Raw genomic sequence first — 22,557 nt, 5'->3', positions numbered from 1 at the left:
CTTGGTGGATTTATGACAACGCAACTAACTGATGCGGCATTGGCCGTGCAATTAATGGATTTAACCAGTTTAAATAGTAATGATAGCGCGGCAACAATACAGGCCTTGGTGGCTAGTATTAAGCCCAACCTAGGTATTCCGGCTGCAGTGTGTGTTTATAGTGAGTTTGTTGATGACGCCAAGCTTGCTTTAGCTGAGCGTGAGCTTAGTTATGTAAAAGTCGCCACAGTAACTAACTTTCCCTCAGGCAACAGTGAGCTAAGTGAAGTAATTAATGAAACATTAATCGCAATAGAGCGTGGCGCAGATGAAATTGATTTGGTGTTACCGTATCAAGCCTTAATCGCGGGGGACGAAGCTACAGCGCTAGAATATGTGCGTGCCAGTAAAGAGTGTTGTCCTGAACACGTACAATTGAAAGTAATTATAGAATCCGGCGCACTAAAAACAGCGCAGTTGATAACACTGGCGACAGAAATAGCAATTGCCGGTGGTGCTGACTTTGTTAAAACCAGCACCGGCAAAGTAGCTACAAATGCCACTCTTGAAGCAACCGATGTGATGTTAAGTACGATTAAAAAGTCGTCGCGTGTAGTCGGTTTTAAAGCTGCAGGTGGCGTGAAAACGGTTATGGATGCAAGTAATTACTTACAGCTAGCGACTGATATTATGGGAGAAAGTTATTTGAATCCGTCAACATTTAGATTTGGTGCATCAAGCCTGTTAGCTGATGTATATGCGGTACTTAATGACGCGTCATAGTGAGCAAGAAAAATTACAACTTGAGCATGATGCAGGCAAGTTGTTCTTGCGTTGCTATGAACATCGCTTTGGTATTCCAATGCGCCATATTTGGCATAATCAGCCGAGTAAACCAGATATCAGTTGCTATCGTAATGAACAGAAGCTTGATATTGAAATAGCACATTTATATGCCAGCGAAACCGAAGCCATGGCAGTACTCGGCAGGCCTTTATCTATAAGCATGCAACGAGATCTTGCTGATATGGCAATGCAACCAAGTGAGCAGCGGCTGCACTGTGCACTGCAGCGGTTATTAGAACAAAAAGGAAAAAAGCACTATCAATCAGAGCAAACATGGCTGCTTATTCGTAACGCCAGCACCATTTGGCATAAAGCGGATTTTGACGCTGAGTTACAGAATATAACGATACCGCTTACCCATCCTTTTCAACAAATTTGGTTGCTTTGTGATTTTTATCAGGGCGAGCTGTTACAGCTGTTCTAAGTATATAGATGGTATAGCAGCCAAGAATAAACTGGCTGCTAAATAACCTGATCTTTGGTTAGTTAATTTTAAACATACTACCTAAGCTCTCAAGCCCTGACTTATTGGTTTTGGCAATACATTGACTTTCATCGAGTGACTTTTTGGTTGCTTCGTCTGCAAGTCCAGTCACTTTTAATTGTTTCTCTTGTTGGTATTCACGCAGTGCAATGACTGTTTGACGGTCGTATTTAACATCTTCAGTTTCAAATTCTTCATAATTGGGTTGGTTTTTTAAATAACCTAAACAGACTAGATTCATGCGAGACATGGCTAAATCCATCTTTTCATAATGCGGCATTCTATGCGTAGGAACATCGACTTTTGCTACTGGAGCAGCGGCTTTTGACTTGGCTGCCGTGGTAGTAAGCGGTGGTGGTGCAGTGTATCCTGATGCTAAGGTATTATTGCTGTTATAGCGATAGTAAGTGGCTGGGACTTTAGTTTGTAAAAACTCAACGGCTTTGATTATCACTTCGCGGAGCGCTTTTTCTTTAGGGGTGTTTGACCAGCCACTTAAATTACCACCGACTAATGCACCGCCAAAATTAGTTGCCGCACTGGTAAAATCAAAATCTTTGCTACCTCCTTCGACGCTGGTGGCTGCTAAAATACGTGAGGTGCGAGTATCGATAAGGCGCAAATCAATCGCCATATGCGAGCCTGAAAAACCTGCCGATACTGAGCTAAACACATCACCTATAAAACCGCCAGTACCAACACTGGCACCTGAGCTGTCGTCATCAAATTCAGTTACCGCTGCTACCACAACTATTTCGGCTCCTTCAATTTCACCGTAAGCTGCGCCTGATGCTGCGCTAACACGACCTGAAGCCGCTAGATCTTGCTCAGATAACACTGCATCTAACGCTTGGCGTTCAAGTACGATAAAGCGATTGGTGCCTACCAAAGCTGTGGTGAGTTGGTCGGCCATGCCTTCACCTATTTCTTTTCGCCACCAATGAGAGTCATTCGATTTATCGGTAAAGCGTGCCACGGCAATACGCGCTTTTGGACCATTATATTGTTGTTGGGCGATTTCATTAATGTTTGGTGAATCTTGGTTTGAAGTGACCTTGGTCGAGGTACTTTGGCAAGCGCTAAGACTGCTAGCAACGAGGGTTGCCAACAGTACTTTTTTAGTTGTTGTGAGCATATGATTTTCCTTAATTAATGTGCCAAATAGAAACAGTGAAGGTTTTTATTCTACAAATTGTTTTAAAGTTAATTTAAAGAAATCATAAGGTTAAAAATAGTACTGAGGCGAACACTTTGGTCACACAGGCGAAGTTTTTGCATTCAGGTTGGTATTTTCCCTAAACTGCTTGGGCGAAACGTTATGCTTTGCCTTAAAGCAGCGAGCAAAGTAACTTTGTGAGCTAAAGCCGACTTTTTCAGCAATTAAACCTATGCTCAGATCGCTGTCGCTAAGTAACTTTTCAGCATACTCTAAACGAGTATTACGAATATAATCACTGGGAGTTAAATTGTAGAGTGCTTTCATTTTCAGTTGTAAGGCACGTGGGCTTAAATATAATCCTGCAGCGAATTCTTCAATACTAAACGCTTCGTTGTGATAGTTATCACGGATGATGTTTTTCAGGCGTTCGGTAAATTGGTAATCTTTACTTTGTGTAAGCTGCTGATCGAGTACCAGCGGCGGAGCATGAGCCGCAAGCTGCTTTGCTAAGTGCCGATTAAGGACTGCACGAATACTCAGTAACCCTTGTACTCTACTGAGCAGTAATTGCGGCTCAAATGGTTTACTTAAAAAATCATCTGCTAGTAAATCAAGGCCTTTTAGTCTGCTTTGTGTATCGGCTTTTGCTGACAATAATAACACTGGTATATGGCTGGTAATGTTATTTGTGCGTAGCGCATTAAGTAATTGATAACCGTCCATGCAAGGCATCATCACATCGCTGATCACTAGATCTGGCATTTCTGTTTGGCAGATGGCTAAGCCTTGTTCGCCGTTAATAGCACTTAAGCAGTGGTACTCAGTAGCAAACAAAGTCAGCAGTAGTTCGCGCATTTCGTCGTTATCTTCAACAATCAGTAGCTTTTGCGAATTGCTGAGGCGGGTTGCTTCATTTACTGGTGCTGCTAGCGAAGTTGCGCCATGCTCTGCTTCAGTCAAAGGCAGAGATACAGTAAAACAACTGCCTTTACCTACTTCACTTGTTAGTGAAATCTGCCCGCCGTATTGCTCTAGCAATTGTTTAACTAAAGCAAGGCCAATTCCACTGCCGTTTTGATTTTGTGCTGCAACACGCGTAAAGCGTTCAAAAATAATGCCTTGTTGGTGTTTTTCGATGCCAATACCGGTGTCAACAATCGCGATATGAGCCATGTCATTATGCACTGATAAGCTAATCTCAACTTGACCGCCTGAGTGGGTATATTTGAGGGCATTACTAACTAAGTTGGTAATAATTGACGTTGCATGTTCTGGCTCAAGGGCTATGCAGCAAGAGCCTTGGCTGAGATCTGTCATTGTTACGTGAATACCTTTTTGTTCAAACAGCACCGTGAAGTCAGCAACCAGCTGCTTTATAAATGGTGCTAAAGGATAGGGCGAAACGTAATGTATAGCGCAGCTGGGGCGTTGGCTTAGCTGTAATAGTTGATTTATTAAGGTCAGCAAACGTAGGCTATTGCGTTTGATCATCGATAATTGTTTTTGGCTAGCTTGATCTTTATGGTTTAGCTGCAAGCTTTCAAGTGGCGCGAGTATTAAACTCAGAGGCGTTTTTAATTCATGGCTAATATTATCTAAAAACTGACTTTTTAAGCGATTCAGTTCACGGGCTTGATTACTTGTTTGTTCGGCCAGCTTGGCGCGGTATAGCGAGGCCGCAATAAGCCAAATAATAACCCCTGTGAGAAGAACATAACCGGCATAGGCAAGGCGACTTTGCCACCACGGCGGCACCACCGTGAAATCGAGCATAGCTTTAGCATTGCTCCATTGGCCATACTGATCTTTTACTTTTAGTTGCAGCTGATAGTCGCCTGCGGGCAGTTGCGGGTAGTTTATTTGTCGTTGTTGTGCGTTGGTATATAGAAATTGCTTATCAAAACCAGCGAGTTTGTATGCATATTGATATTGTTGAGGTGCCGACGGGCTATGTAATGCTGAGAACTTAAAGCCGATCACGCCGACACCTTTGTTAAAGGAGAGTGTTTGTATATAGCTAATTAATTTCGCAGCTTGAGTCTCGTGCTTAGTATATGGGGCAGTGGCTATCGCTTGATTGTTAATTAGTAATTCGGTTAACACAGGCTCTGGAGTTGTAGCTGCCAGCTGTAGCTTAAGCGGATCAAATTGATTAAAGCCGTTGATCCCGCCAAAAAATAGTTCACCGCTCTGCGCTTGATAAGCCGCGCCGAGAATAAATGAATTATGTTGCACGCCATCACGGGGTAAAAAATGCTGCATATTTTCAGAGCTGGGCTGATAACGTGTTAAACCTTGGTTGCTTGCCAGCCACAGGTAACCTTTGGCATCCTGTTTAATGGCAAAAATATTATCGTTTAGCAGGCCATCATGCTCGGTGATTCGGGTTATCTCTGCCGTTGTTTTATTCAGTTTATTTAAGCCTCCAAAAGTACCCACCCACAGTGTATTGTCATCTTGCAGATGAAGGGCGGTAACCATGTTATGACTTAAGCTATTTGGGTTTGTTTGATCGGCTTGATAATGGCTAAATTCATTGTTGTTGAGGGTGAGTTTATTTAAGCCAACTCGAGTACCAGCCCAAATTGCATTAGCAACGTTATCGTAAACGAGGCTAAATACGGTGTTGTTCGATATACTATTGTGTTGTTCCGAGTGCTTAAAATGCTCAATGGTCAAGTTATCTGGGTTAAACAGACTTAAACCTTGATTGCTTCCCAACCATAAGTTGCCGTTCCGATCGCTGGTGATCGCATAAATGTTATTGCTGCTGAGCTGGTGGCTTTGCACTGTGAATGATGTAAAGTCATCGCTTTCGCGGTTATAACGCAATAAACCGCCACCATAGGTGCCAATCCAAATACGCTGTTGGCTATCTTCATGAAGGCTGAATATATTGTTGTTGGTAAGGTTGCTGGTATCGACGTGATAGCGCACAAAGCCGTCTTTTGTTTGTCTATTTAACCCGTTGCGGGTACCGACCCATAATTGCCCTTGCGAATCTTTAAGTAAGGCCCGGATAAAATCATGGCTAATACTGTTAGGGTCATCGCTGTGTTGTTGATGATTAAATTGATTTTGGCGCATATCGTAGCGTTGTAACCCATAACCATCAGTGCCTATCCACAGAATACCTTGCTGGTCTTGATACAAAGACAGTAAGTAATCATTAACAAGCCCATGACGTTGCTGTGGAAGGTGTTTAAATTGGCTAAAGCTTGTCAGAGTTGTTTGATAGTTGGGATTATAATATAAGCCTTGGCCGTAGCTGCTAAGCCAAAGATGCTCGTTATTATCGATTAAAATATCGCTTATCCATATACCATCTAGTTGTTTTATATCATTAAACTGTTCACTTTCTAAATCAAAGACACTAAGCCCTGTTTTACTGGCAATCAGTAGCTGCCCTTGTGGCGTGAGTTTTAGGCGCCATAGTTGCTTTTTACTTGCTGAAAAGTGGCTAAATTTAGCTGTTTTTGTATCAAATTTTATTAATCCTTCATTACTGGCCAGCCATAAATTTTGCTTAGCATCAATCACCATATCCTGAAAAATAATACTACCTTGGGTGTTTGGCGAGTAGGTAAAGTAGGCAGTTTCATGCTCGGCTACATTTAGGCGAGTTAAGTTACCATCTTCATGGCCTAACCATAAATTATTGTGTTGATCAGTAAGCATTGACCAAATGCGGTTATCTTTAATCGCTAATGGACTGCTACGGTTAAAATGAGTGAATGTACCGGTGTCTGTATTTAGGGCGTTTAGCCCTTGTGTAGCTGTAGAAAACCACAGCAGATTATTGTCAGTGGTAACACAGTCGGTGATCCAATTACTCGATAGACTTGGCTGGGTTGGATGAGACTTAAAGCGTTTAAATTCATAACCATCAAAACGGTTGAGCCCACCTTGGGTGGCGAACCAATGAAAACCACGGCGATCAGTTATGCTGCAAGTGACAGAGTTTTGCGTTAAACCCTGTTCATTAGAGAAGGAGTCTAAATGTAAAGACAGTGCCAGCGCGCTGTTATGAAATAGCCATAAAAAACCAATAATGGCCGTATAGATAGTTGTTTTTATTGTTAGCACGTGCTTCCTCGTGCGTAGTAATATCCCTTGAATTGAAACAATCATAAACTGCTTTTTAATCAATGTTAAGATGGATTTTTCAATCTAGTGATGAGATTTTGACTTATGGGCATCTTTTACACTTGTGTTAATGAATTGCGTAAGTATAATAGGCATCCACTTTGCAGGGGCGTAGTTCCAATTGGTAGAACAGCGGTCTCCAAAACCGATGGTTGGGAGTTCGAGTCTCTCCGCCCCTGCCATTTTATCCTGTTTGTGGGTAAAGTCTGAGGTTAAAAATCGGTTTAAATAAGTCTGTTTTTAAGTTTGGATTTTAATGGATTAACCCTGCCATAGTGTAGGGTTGTTGTGTCTGTAGTTAAGGTAATAATATTATGAGCACGAATGTAGAAACTCCATCAAGTGCGATGGATTCAGTAAAGTGGCTTGTGGCAATTGCGCTACTTGCAGGCGCAGTAGTTGGTAATTATATGTACGCAGATCAGTCTGTGTTATTACGTGCTATTAGTGTTGTTGTTGCTGTTGCCGCTGGTTTGGGGATTGCATCACAAACTGAAAAAGGGCGTACCTTCCTTGCTTTTGCAAAAGAAGCACGCATCGAAGTACGTAAAGTAGTGTGGCCTACGCGCCAAGAAACTACCCATACGACATTTATTGTAATGGTTGCAACTGCGATTATGGCACTTATCCTTTGGGGATTAGATGGCATTTTATTCCGCGCAGTAGGCTTTTTAACTGGATTGGAGATCTGATCCCATGTCGGATGAGAACAACGAAAAGAAACTACGTTGGTACGTAGTACAGGCTTTCTCAGGTTATGAGAAGCGTGTTGCACAAACTATTCTTGAGCATATCAAGATCGAAGGTTTGGAAGATAGCTTTGGTGAAGTATTAGTACCTACGGAAGAAGTGGTTGAGATGCGCGCTGGTCAAAAGCGTAAATCTGAGCGCAAATTCTTCCCAGGTTATGTACTTATCCAAATGGATATGAACGATAAAAGCTGGCATTTAGTAAATAGCACCGCGCGTGTTATGGGCTTTATCGGTGGTACGTCTGATCGTCCAGCACCAATTAGCGCTAAAGAAGCTGATCGCATTCTTAACCGCTTACAAGAAAACGCTGAAGCGCCTAAGCCTGCAACGTTATTTGAACCAGGTGAAGTGGTACGTGTTGTTGACGGCCCATTTGCTGATTTCAGTGGTGTGGTTGAAGCTGTTGACTATGAAAAGAGCCGCGTAAAAGTATCGGTACTTATCTTTGGTCGTTCTACTCCTGTTGAACTTGAATTTGGTCAAGTTGAGCAAGATAGATAAACAAATTAACTGATTTATACCAAAAAATATATTGTTTGGTATAAAGCTTGAAAAAGGCCGCTGATTAACTTATAATCAGCGGCCTTTTTGTATTCAAAGTAAGCATTTCTTGGTTTGTATACAGAAAAGTGAGAAACCAATTTTTAAACTGGGAAGCCGCTAGAGTACGCGTCCTCGCGCGCACAAGGCTAAGACCCACCTAATGAGGTATTTATAATGGCTAAGAAAGTTGAAGCTCTAATCAAGCTACAAGTTGCTGCTGGTATGGCTAACCCTAGTCCTCCAGTAGGTCCAGCACTAGGTCAACACGGTGTAAACATCATGGAATTCTGTAAAGCGTTCAACGCACGTACAGAATCTATCGAAAAAGGCGCTCCAGTTCCTGTAGTGATCTCTGTTTACGGCGACCGTTCATTTACGTTCGACATGAAAACGCCACCGGCTGCTTACTTACTTAAGAAAGCTGCAGGTATCAAATCTGGTTCAGGCCGTCCTAACACTGAAAAAGTAGGCACAGTAACTCGTGCTCAACTTGAAGAAATCGTTGAGACAAAGAAACCTGACCTTACAGCTTCTGATTTAGAAGCTGCGGTTCGCACTATCGCAGGTTCTGCGCGTGCGATGGGCTTGAACGTAGAGGACTAAGATAATGGCTAAATTAACTAAACGTATGCGTACTATCCGCGAAAAAGTGGAAGCGACTAAAGATTACGAAATCACCGAAGCAGTTGCTCTTTTAAAAGAGTTAGCGACAGCTAAATTCGTAGAAAGTGTTGACGTTGCTGTTAACCTTGGTATCGATGCTCGTAAATCTGACCAAAACGTTCGTGGTGCAACTGTACTACCTAACGGTACTGGTCGTGACGTTCGCGTTGCAGTGTTCACACAAGGCGCTAACGCAGAAGCTGCGAAAGAAGCTGGTGCTGAACTAGTAGGTATGGAAGATCTTGCTGAGCTAGTTAAGAAAGGCGAGATGAACTTTGACGTTGTTGTTGCATCACCAGACGCTATGCGTGTTGTTGGTCAACTAGGTCAAATCTTAGGCCCACGTGGTCTAATGCCAAACCCTAAAACTGGTACTGTAACACCTAACGTTGCAGAAGCAGTTAAAAATGCTAAAGCTGGTCAAGTGCGTTACCGCAATGACAAAAATGGTATCATCCATACTACTATTGGTAAGGTTGATTTCACAGTTGAGCAACTTCAACAAAACCTTGAGTCGCTAATTGTTGCGCTTAAGAAGGCTAAGCCTTCACAAGCAAAAGGTGTTTACGTTAAGAAAGTAACCATCTCTACAACAATGGGCGCAGGTGTTTCTGTTGACCAAAGCACTTTAACAACAACTGTTGTTTAATTGAGTGTTTACATGGCGTGAAATTTATACTATAATTTTGCGCCATTTTGTTGAGAAATTTTGTTTTCTCAACAAGTAAAGAATTCGGGTTGAAGTCCATAATTTCGGTGCGCCTTCGGGCAAAACGATAAATTGGGCTTCCGTCCAAGACCGTAGGTGGCTTCGGCCTTAATATTCACCTACGTAGACGGTGTGAATCCCCAGATAGATTTTTCCTAATCTTCTGGCTCTCGCCGTAAAAAGCATCTCTATCTTGTTTGGTAGGGAAGAGTAGAACAGGGAAGCCGATGTACGGTAACCCATTAAACCAGGAGTAACACCCATGGCTTTAAATCTTCAAGGCAAAAAAGCAATTGTTGCTGAAGTCAACGAAGCAGCCAATGGTGCTCTATCTGCAGTTGTTGCAGATTCTCGTGGTGTAACAGTTGGCGCAATCACTGCCCTTCGTAAAGAAGCTCGTGCAAATGGTGTTTGGATGAAAGTTGTCCGTAACACTTTAGCAAAACGTGCTCTTGAAGGAACACAGTTTGAGTGCCTTTCTGATTCATTTGTTGGTCCAAGCTTAATCGCTTTCTCATCAGAGCACCCAGGTGCTGCTGCGCGTATCTTTTCTGCTTTTGCAAAGAAGAACGAGAAATTTGAGCTTAAAACGGCCGCTTTTGAAGGAAATGTTGTTGATGCAGCAATGCTTGCTACATTACCTACATACGACGAAGCTGTTGCACGCTTAATGAGCGCTATGAAAGAAGCGTCTGCTGGCAAATTGTGTAAAACAATTGAAGCAGTACGTGTACAGAAAGAAGAGCAAGCTGCTTAATTTTAAGCTGTTTAATCAATCTTTCGGTGTAAAATTTTTTTGGACCTAGAGTCCGTTAATTATTAGGAAATTTGTAATGTCTGTAACTAAAGACCAAATCCTTGACGCAATTGCTGAAATGTCAGTAATGGACGTTGTTGCTCTTGTTGAAGCAATGGAAGAAAAATTCGGCGTAACTGCTGCAGCTGCTATGGTAGCAGGTCCTGCTGCTGAAGCTGCTGAAGAGAAAACAGAATTTGACGTAATCCTTACTGGCGCTGGCGCTAATAAAGTTGCGGCAATCAAAGCTGTTCGTAGCGCAACTGGCCTAGGCCTTAAAGAAGCGAAAGCTCTTGTTGAAGCTGCTCCTACACCTGTTAAAGAAGGTGTATCTAAAGAAGAAGCTGAAGCTCTTGCTAAAGACCTTACTGAAGCTGGTGCTGAAGTTGAGGTTAAGTAATTTAGCTTTTGCTAAGTTCGCTGTCTGAGAAATCAGGCAAGGGCTGGTGATTATTTAATCACCGGCCTTTTTGCGCTATAGAGCGATGTATTCCTATAGCTCAAATAAAATCTAATTTTCTCTTTACTTTCAACGCTTTATAGTTTGCTAGTGTTAAAGTGGGAGTTAATTGGAACAACAATTAAATGTTGTACAATCTTGGCTTAGATGCCAGTTAAGTCTGTTCTTACAAGAACAGGTCGGGTCAAAGATCAGCAAGCTGAGGAACCCCATGGCTTACTCTTATTCTGAAAAGAAACGTATCCGTAAGGATTTTGGTAAACGTCCACAAGTTTTGGATATACCTTTCTTACTGTCAACGCAGTTAGAATCGTTTAAAAAATTCTTAGTGCCGGACGCTGATGGCGATCATGGTTTGGAAGCTGCCTTCCGTTCTGTGTTCCCAATCAAAAGCTACTCGGGAAATTCTGAGCTTCAATACGTAAGTTATCGTATTGGTGAGCCAGTTTTCGATGTAAAAGAATGTCAAATTCGCGGTGTGACTTATTCTGCTCCACTTCGCGTAAAACTACGCCTTGTGGTGATGGATAAAGAAGCGCCAGGCACAGTTAAAGACATTAAAGAGCAAGAAGTTTACATGGGCGAAATTCCGCTCATGACCGATACCGGTACTTTTGTAATCAATGGTACAGAGCGTGTTATCGTTTCTCAGCTACACCGTAGCCCTGGTGTATTCTTTGATAACGACCGCGGTAAAACTCACTCATCAGGTAAAGTGCTTTATAACGCACGTGTTATCCCATACCGTGGTTCATGGTTAGATTTTGAGTTTGATGCAAAAGATAACTTATATGTACGTATTGACCGTCGTCGTAAATTACCGGCGTCAATCATGTTGCGTGCACTTGAGTACACGACAGAAGAGATCTTAAACATCTTCTTCGAAACCACTGCGTTTGAAGTAACTGACGGTAAAGTTCTTATGGAACTTGTGCCATCACGTTTACGTGGTGAAACCGCTGCCTTTGATATAAAAAGTGAAGACGGTGAAGTGTTCGTTGAGTCTGGCCGTCGTGTAACAGCGCGTCATATCAAGAGCATTGAGAAAAAAGGCATTAGCCATTTAGAAGTACCCCATGAGTATATCATTGGCCGTGTAATTGCTAGAAACTACGTTGATGAGTCAACGGGTGAAGTGATTGCAAACGCGAATGATGAATTAACTTTAGAGTTAATGGCTGAATTGGTTAAAGCAGGTCACACTAAAATTGATACTCTATATATCAATGAAGTGGACAGCGGTGCATATATTTCTGATACGTTACGTATTGATTCAAGCACTAACCGCTTAGAAGCACTAGTAGAAATTTATCGCATGATGCGCCCAGGCGAGCCACCGACGAAAGACGCGGCTGAAGCCTTATTTGAGAACTTGTTCTTCTCTGAAGAACGTTATGACTTATCTACTGTAGGTCGTATGAAGTTCAATAGCCGTGTTGGTTATGACACTGACACAGGCCCAGGCACATTAAGCAAAGAAGACATCGTGTCTGTTATGAAAGTATTAATTTCTATTCGTAACGGTCAAGGCGATGTTGATGATATCGACCACTTAGGCAACCGTCGTATTCGTAGTGTTGGCGAAATGGCTGAGAATCAGTTCCGTGTAGGTTTAGTACGTGTAGAGCGTGCGGTACGTGAGCGTTTAAGCTTAGGTGACCTAGATGCGATCATGCCACAAGATCTTATTAACGCTAAGCCTATTTCGGCAGCAGTTAAAGAGTTCTTTGGTTCGTCTCAGTTATCACAGTTCATGGACCAAAATAACCCGCTATCAGAAGTGACGCACAAACGTCGTATTTCTGCATTAGGGCCGGGCGGTCTTACACGTGAACGCGCTGGCTTTGAAGTACGTGACGTTCACGTAACTCACTATGGTCGCGTATGTCCAATCGAGACTCCTGAGGGTCCAAACATCGGTCTAATTAACTCATTGTCTACGTACGCACGTACCAATGACTATGGTTTCTTAGAAACACCTTACCGCAAAGTGGTAGACGGTGTAGTAACTGATGAAGTTGATTACTTATCAGCCATTGAAGAAGGTCAGTTTGTTATCGCACAGGCGAACTCAAACTTAACTGAAACCAATGAGTTTGTTGATGAATTAATCCCATGTCGTCACAAAGGTGAATCTACCTTTATGGGTCGCATGGACCAGCAATATATGGATGTATCACCACAACAGGTGATCTCTGTAGCGGCAGCACTTATCCCGTTCCTAGAACACGATGATGCTAACCGTGCATTGATGGGTTCAAACATGCAACGTCAAGCAGTACCAACATTGAAAGCGGACAAACCGTTAGTAGGTACTGGTATTGAGTTAACACTAGCGAAAGATTCTGGTGTAACGATTGTTGCTAAACGTGGTGGTGAAGTAATGTATGCTGACGCAAGTCGCATCGTTGTTAATGTACATGAAGAAGAACGCATCCCTGGTGAAGCGGGCATCGACATCTACAACTTAACCAAATACACACGTTCTAACCAAAACACATGTATTAACCAAAAACCAACTTGTATGGTTGGCGAACCGGTTACTCGTGGTGACGTGTTAGCAGATGGTCCTTCGACTGACTTAGGTGACTTAGCCCTTGGTCAAAACTTGCGCGTGGCATTCATGCCATGGAACGGTTATAACTTCGAGGATTCAATCTTACTATCAGAGCGCGTAGTTGAAGAAGATCGTCTAACGACTATCCATATTCAAGAACTACAGTGTGTTGCCCGTGATACTAAGTTAGGTCCTGAAGAGATCACTGCAGATATCCCGAATGTGGGTGAATCTGCACTAGGCAAGCTTGATGAATCAGGTGTTGTTTATATCGGTGCTGAAGTTAAAGGCGGCGATATCCTAGTAGGTAAAGTGACTCCGAAAGGCGAAACGCAATTAACTCCTGAAGAGAAGCTACTACGAGCTATCTTTGGTGAGAAAGCGTCTGACGTTAAAGACAGCTCATTACGTGTACCAAACTCTGTAACAGGTACTGTAATTGACGTGCAAGTCTTCACCCGTGATGGTGTTGAAAAAGACAAGCGCGCGCTAGAAGTTGAAGAAATGCAACTTCGTGACGCGAAAAAAGACTTTAACGAAGAATTCCGTATTCTTGAAGCAGGCGTGTTAGATCGTGCTCGTAAGTTACTTATCGCAGCCGGTCAAGATGAAGATAGATTAGCGTCATTGAATGCTGAGAAGCTACTAACTCAAAGCCTTGCTGAAGAAGATAAGCAAGCTGAACTTGAGCAACTAGCAGCCCAGTACGATGAGCTAAAAGCTGAATACGATAAAAAGTTTGAAAACAAACGTCGTAAAATTACCCAAGGTGATGACTTAGCACCAGGCGTACTTAAGATTGTTAAAGTATACCTAGCTGTTAAACGTCGTATCCAACCAGGTGATAAAATGGCGGGTCGTCACGGTAACAAAGGTGTTATCTCGACTATCGTACCAGTAGAAGATATGCCATACGATGATAAAGGTCGTACTGTTGATATCGTACTTAACCCGCTGGGTGTACCATCACGTATGAACATCGGTCAGATCCTTGAAACACATATGGGTCTAGCTGCTCGTGGTATTGGTGAGCGTATTGAAGAAATGATGAAAGAACAACGTGAGCTTCATGAGCTACGTGACTTCATCAAGCAAGCATACGAAATTGGTGAATCTCGTCAGTTCGTAGACATTGCTAGCTTCACAGATGACGAAATTCGTCGTTTGGCTGAAAACTTAAAAGGTGGTTTACCAATCGCTACTCCTGCATTTGATGGCGCGAAAGAAAGCGAAATCAAAGACATGCTTGAGCTAGCTGGCTACCCTCGTAGTGGTCAGGTTACACTTTATGATGGCCGTACTGGCGATCAGTTTGAACGTCAAGTAACTGTTGGTTACATGTACATGCTGAAACTGAATCACTTAGTTGATGACAAAATGCATGCGCGTTCTACTGGTTCTTATAGCCTTGTTACTCAGCAGCCGCTGGGTGGTAAAGCACAGTTCGGTGGCCAGCGTTTCGGTGAGATGGAAGTATGGGCACTAGAAGCATACGGTGCCGCTTACACTCTACAAGAAATGTTAACAGTGAAATCGGATGACGTGAACGGTCGTACTAAGATGTATAAAAACATCGTTGATGGTAACCATAAAATGGAACCAGGTATGCCAGAATCGTTCAACGTATTGTTGAAAGAAATCCGCTCACTGGGTATCAACATCGAGTTGGAAGAAAATTAAGCCAATTAGATGCTGCAGCTAGCCTGCAGCATCTGTTACGGCCGAATAGAATGTAGGGACGAAATCATCCGTCCTCAAGATTAACTCCGACAGGAGAGCTAAGGTGAAAGACTTACTTAAGTTTCTGAAGCAACAAAATAAGACCGAAGAATTCGATGCAATTCGCATTGGTCTTGCTTCACCAGACATGGTTCGTTCATGGTCATACGGTGAAGTAAAGAAACCTGAGACTATTAACTACCGTACTTTCAAGCCTGAGCGCGATGGCTTATTCTGTGCCCGTATTTTCGGTCCAGTGAAAGATTATGAATGCTTATGTGGTAAATATAAGCGTCTTAAACACCGTGGTGTGATCTGTGAAAAGTGTGGCGTTGAAGTAACACTCACTAAAGTGCGTCGCGATCGTATGGGTCACATCGACCTTGCGAGCCCAGTTGCACATATATGGTTTTTAAAATCATTACCGTCACGTATCGGCTTAATGCTTGATATGACGCTTCGTGATATTGAACGTGTTCTTTACTTCGAATCATTCGTAGTAACTGAGCCTGGCATGACGACGCTTGAGCGTAGTCAGCTATTAGGTGAAGAAGAATACCTAGATGCACTAGAAGAGCACGGTGATGAGTTTGAAGCGAAGATGGGTGCGGAAGCAGTATTAGACTTGCTTCGTGAACTCGATCTTGCGCAATTAATTGCTGAAATGCGTGAAGAGTTACCAACAATTAACTCTGAAACTAAGCGTAAGAAGATCACTAAACGTCTTAAATTAATGGAATCGTTCCACCAATCAGGTAATAACCCTGAGTGGATGATCATGACAGTACTGCCAGTATTGCCACCTGATCTACGTCCATTAGTACCACTTGATGGTGGCCGTTTTGCGACTTCTGATCTAAATGACCTTTACCGTCGTGTTATTAACCGTAATAACCGTCTTAAACGTCTACTAGATTTAGCTGCACCGGATATTATCGTACGCAACGAAAAACGTATGTTACAAGAAGCGGTTGATGCGCTACTTGATAACGGTCGTCGTGGTCGTGCAATTACAGGTTCTAACAAGCGTCCGCTTAAATCTCTTGCTGATATGATCAAGGGTAAGCAAGGTCGTTTCCGTCAGAACTTACTTGGTAAGCGTGTAGATTATTCAGGCCGTTCTGTAATCACAGTTGGTCCTACACTTAAGCTTCACCAATGTGGTCTTCCTAAGAAGATGGCACTTGAGCTATTCAAACCATTTATCTATGGCAAATTAGAGCGTCGCGGCATGGCTACGACAATCAAAGCTGCTAAGAAAATGGTAGAGCGTGAAGTTCCGGAAGTATGGGATGTATTAGACGAAGTAATTCGTGAACATCCAGTATTACTTAACCGTGCACCAACACTTCACCGTTTGGGTATCCAAGCGTTTGAACCTGTGCTTATCGAAGGTAAAGCAATCCATTTGCATCCATTAGTATGTGCGGCCTACAACGCCGACTTCGATGGTGACCAAATGGCGGTACACGTACCGCTAACGATTGAAGCGCAGCTTGAAGCTCGTGCATTGATGATGTCAACAAACAACATCCTATCTCCTGCGAATGGTGAGCCAATCATCGTTCCATCACAGGACGTTGTATTGGGTCTATATTATATGACCCGTGACCGCATCAACGCGAAAGGCGAAGGCGCGATCTTAAAAGATCCAAAAGAAGCAGAAAAAGCATACCGCAGCGGTAATGCAGACCTTCACGCTCGCGTGAAAGTACGTATTAGCGAATCAGTTAAAAACGAAAATGGTGTAGTAGAAGACACTGTAACTGTTATCGATACAACTGTTGGTCGTGCAATTTTGTCTCTTATTTTACCAAAAGGCATGCCGTTTTCGTCAATCAATCAGGCCCTAGGTAAGAAACAAATTTCTGGCTTATTAAACGAGTGTTACCGTCGTCTTGGTCTTAAAGATACAGTTATCTTTGCTGACCAAGTTATGTATACCGGTTTCCACTACGCAATGAAGTCAGGTGTTTCAATCGGTATCGATGACTTAGTTATCCCACCGATCAAAGCATCAATTATCGAAGCAGCTGAAGCTGAAGTAACTGAAATCAACCAACAATTCCAATCAGGTCTTGTAACGGCTGGTGAAAAGTACAATAAAGTTATCGATATCTGGTCACGTGTAAATGAAAACTTATCACGTGAAATGATGGCCAACTTGTCAAAAGACACGGTTATCAATGCCCAAGGTGAAGAAGAAGAGCAACCGTCATTTAACTCAGTGTTTATGATGGCCGACTCTGGTGCTCGTGGTAGTGCCGCTCAGATCCGTCAGCTAGCAGGTATGCGTGGTCTAATGGCACGTCCAGATGGTTCAATCATCGAGACGCCAATCACCGCTAACTTCCGTGAAGGTCTAAACGTACTTCAGTACTTCATCTCAACGCATGGTGCGCGTAAAGGTCTTGCCGATACAGCACTGAAAACAGCGAACTCGGGTTACCTAACGCGTCGTCTAGTAGACGTTGCACAAGATTTGGTAATCAACGAAGACGATTGTGGCACAGAAGATGGCTTAACAATGAAACCGCTTATTGAAGGTGGTGACGTTGTAGAAGCACTTCGCGAACGTGTACTTGGTCGTGTTGTTGCTGAAGATATTGTGATCCCTGGTACTAATACAGTACTAGTAGAGCGTAATATCATGCTTGACGAAAAACTGTGTGATCTTTTAGAAGAGCACTCAGTAGATGAAGTTCGCGTACGTTCAGTTATCACCTGTGATAACGACTTTGGTGTATGTGCTAAGTGTTACGGTCGTGACCTTGCACGTGGTCATATCATCAACGCGGGTGAATCAGTAGGTGTTATCGCGGCACAATCAATCGGTGAGCCGGGTACACAGCTTACGATGCGTACTTTCCACATCGGTGGTGCAGCATCAAGAGCGTCTGCTGAAAACAATGTACAAGTTAAAACTAACGGTACATTGAAGCTTCATAACGCAAAATATGTATTAAACACTGACGGTAAGATTGTTATTACCTCTCGTTCTACTGAAATCACTATCATCGATAGCCATGGTCGTGAGAAAGAGCGTTATAAAGTACCTTACGGTGCGGTATTAACAGTACAAGACAATACGGAAGTTCAAGGTAACGACATCGTTGCTACTTGGGACCCGCATAGTCACCCAATCGTTCTTGAGCATAAGTCAAAAGTATCGTTCAGCGATATCGATGACTCAAACACTGAAGCACAGACTGATGAACTAACTGGTTTAACCCGTGTAGTTGTTAAAGATCTTGCTAAGATAAATGCGAAAGAGCCGAAGCTTATCATCGAAAGTGAAGAGCGCGGTCTGCAAGAAACTCGTCTTCCTTCATACACTACGATTGAAGTAACAGACGGTGTAACGGCAAACCCTGGTGACGTGTTAGCACGTATTCCGCAGGAAGGTTCGAAAACTCGTGATATCACGGGTGGTCTACCACGCGTAGCCGACTTATTTGAAGCGCGTAAACCGAAAGAGCCAGCTATCTTAGCTGAGATCACCGGTACGATTAGCTTCGGTAAAGAGACTAAAGGTAAGAAGCGTTTAGTTATTACTCCAGCTGAAGGCGATCATTACGAAGAAATGATCCCTAAGTGGCGTCAACTTAACGTGTTTGAGGGTGAGCAAGTGTCTAAAGGTGAAGTTATCGCCGATGGTCCTGAATCACCACATGACATCTTACGCCTACGTGGTGTGACTCATGTTGCTAACTATATCGTTAACGAAGTGCAAGAGGTTTACCGTTTGCAAGGCGTTAAGATCAATGACAAGCACATTGAAACAATTATCCGTCAAATGATCCGTAAGTGTACGATCCTTGACGGCGGCCATAGTGAATTCTTAGCCGGTGAGCAAATTGAAGTGGCACGCGTTAATATCGCAAACCGCGACTTAGAAGCTCAAGGCAAGTTACCTGCTAAATATGAAATCCAATTAATGGGTATCACTAAAGCATCACTAGCCACAGAATCTTTCATCTCGGCAGCCTCGTTCCAGGAGACAACTCGTGTCCTAACTGAAGCCGCTGTAAATGGTAAGAGCGATGAACTTCGCGGTCTGAAAGAAAACGTAATTGTGGGTCGTTTGATCCCAGCCGGTACCGGTTTTGCGTATCATCAAGAACGTATGGCTCGTCGTAAGCAGAGCAAAGTTGTAGTTGAAGAGCAAACAGTAAGTGCAGAAGAGGCAACTCAAGCGCTAACTGATGCTTTAAACGCGGATTTATCTGGAAATCAATAAATCTAACTTAATCAATAGATTAGGTTTTTGCAAGGCAGTTATCTACTGCCTTGCTAACGGTTTAGGTTGACAGCTCAATCTTTGCTCATTAAAATTCCGCCACCCATTTACCTGCACGTTTGGTACGAGCTTGTAAATAAAGGGCGGATTTTTTTATTTTTTCAGTAGTAATTTTAATTTCAGGAGCTATTTAAATGGCAACTATTAACCAGCTAGTGCGTAAGCCACGTCGTAGCAAGGTTACGAAAAGTAACTCAGCTGCGCTTAAAGCGTGTCCGCAAAAGCGCGGTGTATGTACTCGCGTATATACAACTACACCTAAGAAACCAAACTCGGCGTTACGTAAAGTAGCTCGTGTACGTTTAACTAACGGTTTCGAAGTAACTTCATACATTGGTGGTGAAGGTCATAACCTTCAAGAGCATAGTGTAATCCTAATCCGTGGTGGTCGTGTTAAAGATTTACCAGGTGTGCGTTTTCACACTGTTCGTGGTGCACTTGACTGTGCAGGCGTTAGCGACCGTCGTCAAGCTCGTTCTAAATACGGTGCAAAACGCCCTAAAGGCTAATTGTATTCCGTTAGTAAGGCCAAGCACTAAATATTTTTAATTATTGTTTTGGGTGATTGACTCGAAAGAGCAAACCTGAATAAACCGGAGATACAAAATGCCTAGAAGACGCGTAATAGGTCAACGTAAAATTCTTCCAGATCCTAAGTTCGGATCGGAACTTCTTGCAAAATTCGTTAACATCGTAATGTTAGACGGCAAGAAATCTACTGCTGAAAAAATCGTTTACGGTGCGCTAGATGTGGCTGCTGAGAAATCAGGCAAATCGCACCTTGAAATCTTTGAAACTGCACTTGAAAACATCCGTCCACAGGTTGAGGTTAAATCTCGCCGTGTTGGTGGTTCAACGTATCAAGTACCAGTAGAAGTACGTCCAGTACGTCGCAACGCATTAGGTATGCGTTGGTTAGTAGACGCTGCACGTAAGCGTGGCGAGAAATCTATGGGCTTACGTTTAGCTCAAGAACTTGTTGACGCTTCTGACAACAAAGGCACTGCGGTTAAGAAACGTGAAGACGTTCACCGTATGGCTGAAGCGAATAAAGCATTCGCACATTACCGTTGGTAATCTGTCCTTAACCTTTAAGAGGATTTTATGGCACGTACAACTCCACTTGAGCGCTACCGCAATATCGGTATTGTTGCTCACGTAGATGCAGGCAAAACCACCACAACAGAACGTGTTCTGTTCTACACAGGTCTTTCTCATAAGATCGGTGAAGTACATGATGGCGCCGCAACTATGGACTGGATGGAGCAGGAACAAGAGCGTGGTATCACAATCACTTCTGCTGCAACAACGTGTTTCTGGAAAGGGATGGACGCGCAATTTGACGCTCATCGTATCAATATAATTGATACTCCAGGGCACGTGGATTTCACTATTGAAGTAGAACGTTCTTTACGTGTACTTGATGGTGCGGTAGTTGTGCTTTGTGCTTCATCTGGTGTACAGCCGCAAACTGAGACAGTTTGGCGTCAAGCGAACAAATACGAAGTTCCGAGAATGATCTTCGTAAATAAAATGGATCGCACGGGCGCTGACTTCTTAACGGTTGTTGGCCAGGTGAAATCTCGTCTTGGAGCAACGCCTGTTCCAATTCAGCTACCAGTAGGCGCTGAAGACGACTTTAAAGGTGTTATTGACCTCATAAAAATGAAAATGATTAACTGGAATGATGAAGACCAGGGAATGACTTTCACCTATGAGGCAATACCGGCAGAACTTCAAGATTTAGCTGAAGAATGGCGCTCAAACTTAGTTGAAAGCGCCGCTGAAGCATCTGAAGAACTAATGGATAAGTATTTGGAAGGTGAAGACCTGAGCGAAGCAGAAATTAAAAATGCTTTGCGTCAGCGTACATTGGCTAACGAAATCGTCCCAGTCACATGTGGTAGTGCATTTAAAAATAAAGGCGTTCAAGCTGTGCTTGATGGCGTTATTGAATATATGCCTGCACCAACACAAGTGAAACAAATTCAAGGTATCCTTGAAGATGGTACTGAGGAAGAACGTCCAGCTAATGACAACGCACCGTTTGCTGCACTTGCTTTTAAGATTGCAACAGACCCGTTCGTTGGTACTTTAACTTTCTTCCGTGTTTACTCTGGTACTGTTAAACAGGGTGACGCGGTATACAACCCAGTAAAATGTAAGCGTGAGCGTCTTGGCCGTATCGTTCAGATGCATTCAAACTCACGTGAAGAGATCAAAGAAGTCTACGCAGGTGATATTGCGGCGGCTATTGGTCTCAAAGACGTAACAACAGGTGAAACACTGTGTGATCCGAATTCTATTATTACGCTTGAGCGTATGGAATTCCCTGAACCAGTTATCTCTGTTGCGGTTGAGCCTCGCACAATCGCTGACCAAGATAAGATGGGTATCGCGCTAGGTAAACTAGCGGCAGAAGATCCATCTTTTCGCGTACAAACTGACGAAGAATCAGGCCAGACTATTATTTCTGGTATGGGTGAACTTCACCTTGATATCATTGTCGACCGTATGAAACGTGAATTCAGTGTTGAATGTAACGTTGGTAAGCCGCAGGTTTCTTACCGTGAAGCTATTCGTTCAACTGTTAAAGTTGAGGGTAAATTCATACGTCAATCAGGTGGACGTGGTCAATATGGTCATGTCTGGCTTAAACTTGAACCGATGGATATTTCGGATGATGAAGCCCCAATTTACGAGTTCGTTAACGAAACCGTAGGTGGCTCCGTTCCAAAAGAATACATCCCTGCGGTAGACAAAGGCATCCAAGAGCAAATGTCTCAAGGTGTGCTGGCAGGCTACCCATTACTTGGTGTGAAAGCGACTTTATATGATGGTTCATTCCATGATGTAGATTCGAATGAAATGGCATTTAAAATAGCGGGTTCACTGGCAATGAAACAAGGTGCGCTACAAGCAGACCCTGTACTATTAGAGCCAATGATGAAGGTTGAAGTACTCACTCCTGAAGCAAACATGGGTGATGTAGTTGGTGACTTAAACCGTCGCCGCGGCATGATCGAAGGCATGGAAGATGCGCTAGGTGGACTTAAATTAATTAACGCCCAGGTTCCGCTTTCTGAAATGTTTGGTTATGCTACTGATCTACGATCTGCAACACAAGGCCGTGCCTCATACTCTATGGAGTTTTTGAAGTACGCAGAAGCCTCGAAACATGTTGCGGACACAATAATTACAGCTCGCGCTGTTAAGTAATTTTTAGCTCGGTTTGGTCCACAGTGGACTGAACCTTTAATTTCTTTATAGGAATTTTTTAAGATGGCAAAAGCAAAGTTTGAACGCGTAAAACCGCATGTAAACGTAGGTACAATCGGCCACGTTGACCACGGTAAAACTACCCTAACTGCAGCAATCACTAACGTACTTGCAAAAGTATACGGCGGTGTTGCTAAAGATTTCGCATCAATCGATAACGCTCC

At 43.1% G+C, this 22,557-nt stretch carries 16 protein-coding genes and 1 tRNA gene; 15 read left to right on the top strand and 2 right to left on the bottom strand.

Annotation, left to right across the window (positions count from 1 at the left end):
• Positions 1 to 12 precede the first annotated feature (12 nt).
• Positions 13 to 762, top strand: coding sequence for a deoxyribose-phosphate aldolase (gene deoC / locus H5163_RS15765; RefSeq protein ID WP_182735508.1), 750 nt, complete (start codon positions 13 to 15; stop codon positions 760 to 762).
• Positions 749 to 1,249 (top strand): hypothetical protein, encoded by a 501-nt coding sequence (locus H5163_RS15760; protein WP_145238280.1) that lies wholly within the window; start codon positions 749 to 751, stop codon positions 1,247 to 1,249. The genes deoC and H5163_RS15760 overlap by 14 nt, the downstream gene beginning before the upstream one ends.
• Positions 1,250 to 1,307: 58 nt before the next feature.
• Here H5163_RS15760 and H5163_RS15755 read toward each other — a convergent pair whose 3' ends face one another.
• Together H5163_RS15755 and H5163_RS15750 are read right to left on the bottom strand one after the other, a co-directional pair.
• Positions 1,308 to 2,444: a CsgG/HfaB family protein gene (locus H5163_RS15755; RefSeq protein ID WP_182735507.1), complete on the bottom strand. Its 1,137-nt coding sequence runs from the start codon at positions 2,442 to 2,444 to the stop codon at positions 1,308 to 1,310.
• A gap of 120 nt (positions 2,445 to 2,564) precedes the next feature.
• On the bottom strand, positions 2,565 to 6,554 hold the full coding sequence (locus tag H5163_RS15750; protein WP_310736652.1) for a two-component regulator propeller domain-containing protein: 3,990 nt from the start codon (positions 6,552 to 6,554) through the stop codon (positions 2,565 to 2,567).
• A gap of 165 nt (positions 6,555 to 6,719) precedes the next feature.
• Here H5163_RS15750 and H5163_RS15745 point away from each other — a divergent pair.
• The 13 genes from H5163_RS15745 to H5163_RS15685 form a co-directional block, all read left to right on the top strand.
• Positions 6,720 to 6,796 (top strand) — tRNA-Trp (locus H5163_RS15745).
• A 132-nt stretch (positions 6,797 to 6,928) separates the two neighbouring features.
• Positions 6,929 to 7,306, top strand: coding sequence for a preprotein translocase subunit SecE (gene secE, locus H5163_RS15740; RefSeq protein ID WP_182732022.1), 378 nt, complete (start codon positions 6,929 to 6,931; stop codon positions 7,304 to 7,306).
• A 4-nt stretch (positions 7,307 to 7,310) separates the two neighbouring features.
• Complete coding sequence (nusG, locus tag H5163_RS15735) at positions 7,311 to 7,868, top strand: transcription termination/antitermination protein NusG (protein WP_145238289.1); 558 nt, start codon at positions 7,311 to 7,313, stop codon at positions 7,866 to 7,868.
• A gap of 216 nt (positions 7,869 to 8,084) precedes the next feature.
• Positions 8,085 to 8,513, top strand: a complete 429-nt coding sequence (rplK, locus tag H5163_RS15730) for a 50S ribosomal protein L11 (RefSeq protein WP_008108462.1) — start codon at positions 8,085 to 8,087, stop codon at positions 8,511 to 8,513.
• A 4-nt stretch (positions 8,514 to 8,517) separates the two neighbouring features.
• Positions 8,518 to 9,222, top strand: a complete 705-nt coding sequence (gene rplA / locus H5163_RS15725) for a 50S ribosomal protein L1 (protein WP_145238292.1) — start codon at positions 8,518 to 8,520, stop codon at positions 9,220 to 9,222.
• 322 nt (positions 9,223 to 9,544) lie between these two features.
• Positions 9,545 to 10,039, top strand: coding sequence for a 50S ribosomal protein L10 (rplJ, locus tag H5163_RS15720; RefSeq protein WP_145238296.1), 495 nt, complete (start codon positions 9,545 to 9,547; stop codon positions 10,037 to 10,039).
• Positions 10,040 to 10,115: 76 nt separating this feature from the next.
• Entirely contained in the window at positions 10,116 to 10,478 is a 363-nt protein-coding gene (gene rplL, locus H5163_RS15715; protein ID WP_064668694.1) for a 50S ribosomal protein L7/L12, read from the top strand.
• 271 nt (positions 10,479 to 10,749) lie between these two features.
• A complete protein-coding gene (gene rpoB, locus H5163_RS15710; protein ID WP_145238299.1) occupies positions 10,750 to 14,775 on the top strand; it encodes a DNA-directed RNA polymerase subunit beta in 4,026 nt (1,341 codons plus the stop codon).
• 103 nt (positions 14,776 to 14,878) lie between these two features.
• Positions 14,879 to 19,054, top strand: a complete 4,176-nt coding sequence (rpoC, locus tag H5163_RS15705; protein WP_145238302.1) for a DNA-directed RNA polymerase subunit beta' — start codon at positions 14,879 to 14,881, stop codon at positions 19,052 to 19,054.
• A gap of 194 nt (positions 19,055 to 19,248) precedes the next feature.
• A complete protein-coding gene (rpsL, locus tag H5163_RS15700; RefSeq protein ID WP_002958885.1) occupies positions 19,249 to 19,623 on the top strand; it encodes a 30S ribosomal protein S12 in 375 nt (124 codons plus the stop codon).
• A 97-nt stretch (positions 19,624 to 19,720) separates the two neighbouring features.
• Positions 19,721 to 20,191: a 30S ribosomal protein S7 gene (gene rpsG / locus H5163_RS15695; protein ID WP_054206871.1), complete on the top strand. Its 471-nt coding sequence runs from the start codon at positions 19,721 to 19,723 to the stop codon at positions 20,189 to 20,191.
• Positions 20,192 to 20,218: 27 nt separating this feature from the next.
• Positions 20,219 to 22,333, top strand: coding sequence for an elongation factor G (gene fusA / locus H5163_RS15690; RefSeq protein WP_145238305.1), 2,115 nt, complete (start codon positions 20,219 to 20,221; stop codon positions 22,331 to 22,333).
• Positions 22,334 to 22,396: 63 nt separating this feature from the next.
• Positions 22,397 to 22,557, top strand: a 161-nt coding sequence (locus tag H5163_RS15685; RefSeq protein ID WP_246175643.1) for a GTP-binding protein, incomplete at its 3' end; no start/stop codon positions are given.

The organism is Pseudoalteromonas sp. SG44-8 (assembly GCF_014164125.1).
Classification (GTDB): domain Bacteria; phylum Pseudomonadota; class Gammaproteobacteria; order Enterobacterales; family Alteromonadaceae; genus Pseudoalteromonas; species Pseudoalteromonas rhizosphaerae.
Note: the sequence above shows the minus strand (reverse complement) of the source record. Positions and strands in the feature narration are given on the sequence as shown.